Annotated in this window: 4 protein-coding genes; 2 read left to right on the forward strand and 2 right to left on the reverse strand. The window is 70.3% G+C overall.

The features are described from left to right. Nucleotides 1–435: 435 nt before the first annotated feature. Nucleotides 436–1449, forward strand: a complete 1014-nt coding sequence (locus AC5LSR_RS23740) for a polysaccharide lyase (protein WP_250289891.1) — start codon at nt 436–438, stop codon at nt 1447–1449. 151 nt (nt 1450–1600) lie between these two features. On the opposite strand, the gene AC5LSR_RS23745 is transcribed toward AC5LSR_RS23740, so the two are convergent. Continuing rightward, complete coding sequence (locus AC5LSR_RS23745) at nt 1601–1702, reverse strand: hypothetical protein (RefSeq protein WP_445548228.1); 102 nt, start codon at nt 1700–1702, stop codon at nt 1601–1603. On the opposite strand from AC5LSR_RS23745, the gene AC5LSR_RS23750 reads away from it, so the two are divergent. Beyond that, nucleotides 1689–1829, forward strand: coding sequence for a hypothetical protein (locus tag AC5LSR_RS23750; protein ID WP_250284748.1), 141 nt, complete (start codon nt 1689–1691; stop codon nt 1827–1829). The two genes, AC5LSR_RS23745 and AC5LSR_RS23750, sit on opposite strands and share 14 nt — an antisense overlap. Nucleotides 1830–2463: 634 nt before the next feature. On the opposite strand, the gene AC5LSR_RS23755 is transcribed toward AC5LSR_RS23750, so the two are convergent. Next, nucleotides 2464–3027 (reverse strand): hypothetical protein, encoded by a 564-nt coding sequence (locus AC5LSR_RS23755; protein WP_250284750.1) that lies wholly within the window; start codon nt 3025–3027, stop codon nt 2464–2466. Between the last annotated feature and the right edge of the window lie 456 nt (nt 3028–3483).

The following is a 3483-nucleotide window of genomic DNA, read 5'->3' on the forward strand; positions in this document are numbered from 1 at the left end:
CGCCCGTCCCTGTCCGTCCCCGTCCATGGCTGTCGTCCCTGCCCACGACCGTCATCGACCGGTCGGCAGCGGGTGCGCCACCCGGGCCCCGGCCGCACTGCGTTCAACGCGGAAAGTAGCAGCACACCGTCGCCATGTCGCCGTCGTTCGCCCCGGCCGCCGTTCGCGCCGGGACCGCCACCTGGCAAGCGAAACGATACGGACAATTACCAGCCGGGACGGCGCCGGATTTCCGCCGGAAAACGCGGGCGACGACACTCGCCCGATCCCGGATAAAGATCGGGGCCCGGCACCTAATAGGCCTGCCCCAAAAGGACCACAACGGCCGACGGCCACGGTGACCCACCGATATGCCTCCGAGCGGACAGTGTATCGTAACCCGGAGAATTCTTGAGATCACCCCCAGCCCAGCGGCGCACGAGCGGGAGTCGGTGGATGAACGACGGAAACGGATTGTACCTGCCCGGAGTACCCGGCCCGCGGCCCTCCCGGCCCACCGATGACGGGATCGTTCTCCCGGGCCGGCCGGCCCGGACCCGGCGGGCCGTGCTCGGGTCGGCGCTCGGCCTGCTGGGCATGGCGGCGGCAGGCTGTTCCCGGCCCTCCGACACCTTCGACCCGGCCAGCGAGGTCCTTCCGCCGGATGCCGGCGCTGCCACGCCTCCTCCCGCGCCAGGGCCGCCGCCGACCCTGGCGAACGGGGCCGCGGACTTCTTCGGCAAGGGCCTCATCCCACAGCAGCGGGCAACGTTCGGCCTGGACCGCACGCAGATCCTGCCCTCGGACAACCCGCGCTTCCCCCGGCTGGCCCGGGTGGCGCTGCCGGCCGGCCCGGTCAACGACGACGTCGACCGGCAGGTCTACAACGACGGGAACACCTACGGTGGCAGCCAGCTCTTCCTGGCCATGGAGGGCCGGCCGGCCTACGAGATGTACCTGCGTTACTACGTGAGATTCCCGCACGACTTCGACTTCAACAAGGGCGGGAAACTCCCCGGATTCTACGGGGTCATCTACAAGAAGGAGAACGAGGAGCGCTCCGACACCGACCGGAACGGTTTCGCCAGCCGGTTCGGCTGGCGAAAGGGGGGCGAGGGCATCGTCTATTCCAACACCGCGCGTCCGGACCATCCGGTCAATATTTCCGGCAAGAAGACGTGGACCTGGGAGCTCGACAGGTGGATCTGCGTCGAGCAGGGAGTCCGGCTGAACTTCGAGGACTTCTCCCAGGGGCTGCTGGTCGTCTGGATCAACAACAAGGAAGCCTTCAAGGAGCACGGGTACGACCCCCGCATCTCCGACAAGCTGCGCATCGGCGGGCTCATGTTCTCCGTCGTGTACGGCGGCGGTGACCGCTCGTTCGCCCCCAGGACGGACACCAGCATCGACCTCGCCGGCTTCGCTATCGGCGCCCAACGGGTCGGCCCTCTTCCCGACCCCCCGGACTGAGGGCTCGGGCCGCGCTCCCGGTCCCGGACACCCCCGGCCCGGCGGCCGACGGCCCCCGGAGCGGACGGGCAGCGCCCGGGGGCCCGGCCGGTTCTTCCGTCCCGTACCGCCCCACCCCGACGAGCGGCTGTCCTGCGCGGGGAGAAGGTGCCTACCTCCGGCCGCCGCGGCCGGAACGGGTGGCCAGGCCCGGCTGGCAGTCCGCCAGGTGGGCGTCGAAACCCTGCACGTTCTGCCAGGTGGCGTGGCAGATCCGGCAGTGCGTGGTCTCCGGGTCGCTCCACTGGGCGCTGCAGCCACCGCAGGTCGCCGTCACAGGCGTGTCGCGCCTGCTGATCGGCTGGCCGGCGTTACGGACCGGCAACGGCAACATCGGCTGAGCACGTCGCGACGTGCGGCCTGACGGACTCTGGCGTCGGATCGGCACCCGGTCATCCTGTCCCAGAATAGGCCAACCACGGCGCAACCTCTTCCTATGAGCGTGGCAACGAGACTCAACACGTTCCGCCGGACCCCCGCGCGCGGCCGGCAGCCCCGGCAAAAGCCGGACAAGTCACATATAGTCGACGTATGATCACCTAAAGCTCAAAAAGTATGAAAGGGACGCCGGTGCTGCCGGTGGTGAGGGGAGACGGCGACGAGGGGGGCTCCGGTGGCCTCCGGGCCCGGCCCCGTCGGTGTTCTCTCGCCACCGGTGGGACGACGTCACGGGTACGCGTCCGCGGCGAACTTCACCGCGAGCCCGATGGCCGCGGCACCGATCAGCGGCCGCGGCGCCCGTGCCCGGGCGGTCAGCCCGTCCGGCCCGTCAACACGAAGTGGGTGCCTCCGGACGCCTCGCCGCATACCCACGGGGTGTGCGCCCCAAAGCAAAAAGATCTTCCATGCGGGCAGGCTGTGACCCGGCCCGCATGGCCGTACCACCCCGGTCGCGACCTCATGATCAACACGAGGGACGCAGCGTGATCCCGTCGATCCTCCGCCGTCCGGGTCAGCCGCCCGGACGGCGGAGGATCAGCCCAGCGACACGTTGAGACAGAGCCGCAGGAGCCCGAGCAGGCTCGGGCACGAGTTCTGCCGCGGAGCGGCCTGCTGCTGCGTCGGCGTGGGAGCGGGCTTCGGGGTGGACGCCGCGGCAGGGGCGTTCGCCGCCGGCGCGGGCGCGGCGGGCGCGGGGGAAGCGGGCTTGCCCGCGAGAGGCGCGGCGGGAGCGGGCGCGGGCCCGCCCTGGGCCGGTGCGGCGGCGGGCTCGGCCGCCGTCAGACTCGGCGCGATGACGCCACCACCGGCCTCCGGGGGCTGCCCCGGCGTCAGCACGCTGACCGCGACCGTGGAACCACCCGGGACACCTGTCGGGCCTACCGCGTACGGGGAGGCCTGACCCGGATACGGCGACGCCCACAGCTGGTCGTCGACGTGGGCAGACCCCCTGCCCGCGTCCGGGCGGACGGCGGCGCCGGACGGCGCGGAGCCCGCCACGACCGGCCCCGCTACGACCGGTGATGTGTCAGTCGTGTCCGACAAGGAAATGAACCCCATCCCGCCGACCACGAAGGCGGCGGCCCCCGAAATAACCACGAGTCGCATTATCGGCGCGACCGGGGAATCGCGTCGGCGATGGTGAGAGCTGGAGCGTAACATCGTGGGGTAGCGGCGAGCGCATCCTTACTCGATAGGATGGACAGAGTGAGCACGGACAGAGCGAGCATGGACAGAGTGCCAAGGATGTCGACCGTACCACTTAGGCCGACAACCTGATAGAGCTTTGACACCGCACCGCCGGCTCGACAATCGGCGATCAAGGCGGTCGGCCGAAAATGTCGATCTCCGGATCCGCCGCCGACGCAGGCGTCCATCACGATCATTTCTTCGGGTGAGATCGCTTCCTCGGCCGAACAGCCCTCCTGACCGGCTGGCGAAGAGCATCCAAGGCATCCGGTGACAAGGACGCGCAGGCAGGAAACGACTCCTTCCAGTGAGGGATCGGCGGGTGGGCCCGGGCCTCGTGGCCCCGCCCCGCACGCCCCGTCCGCC

The organism is Protofrankia sp. CiP1_Cm_nod4, from assembly GCF_982290645.1.

Excerpts from the sequence above, each read along its gene's own strand:
- AC5LSR_RS23740 (WP_250289891.1), top strand. The coding sequence starts at position 436 with ATGAACGACGGAAACGGATTGTACCTGCCCGGAGTACCCGGCCCGCGG.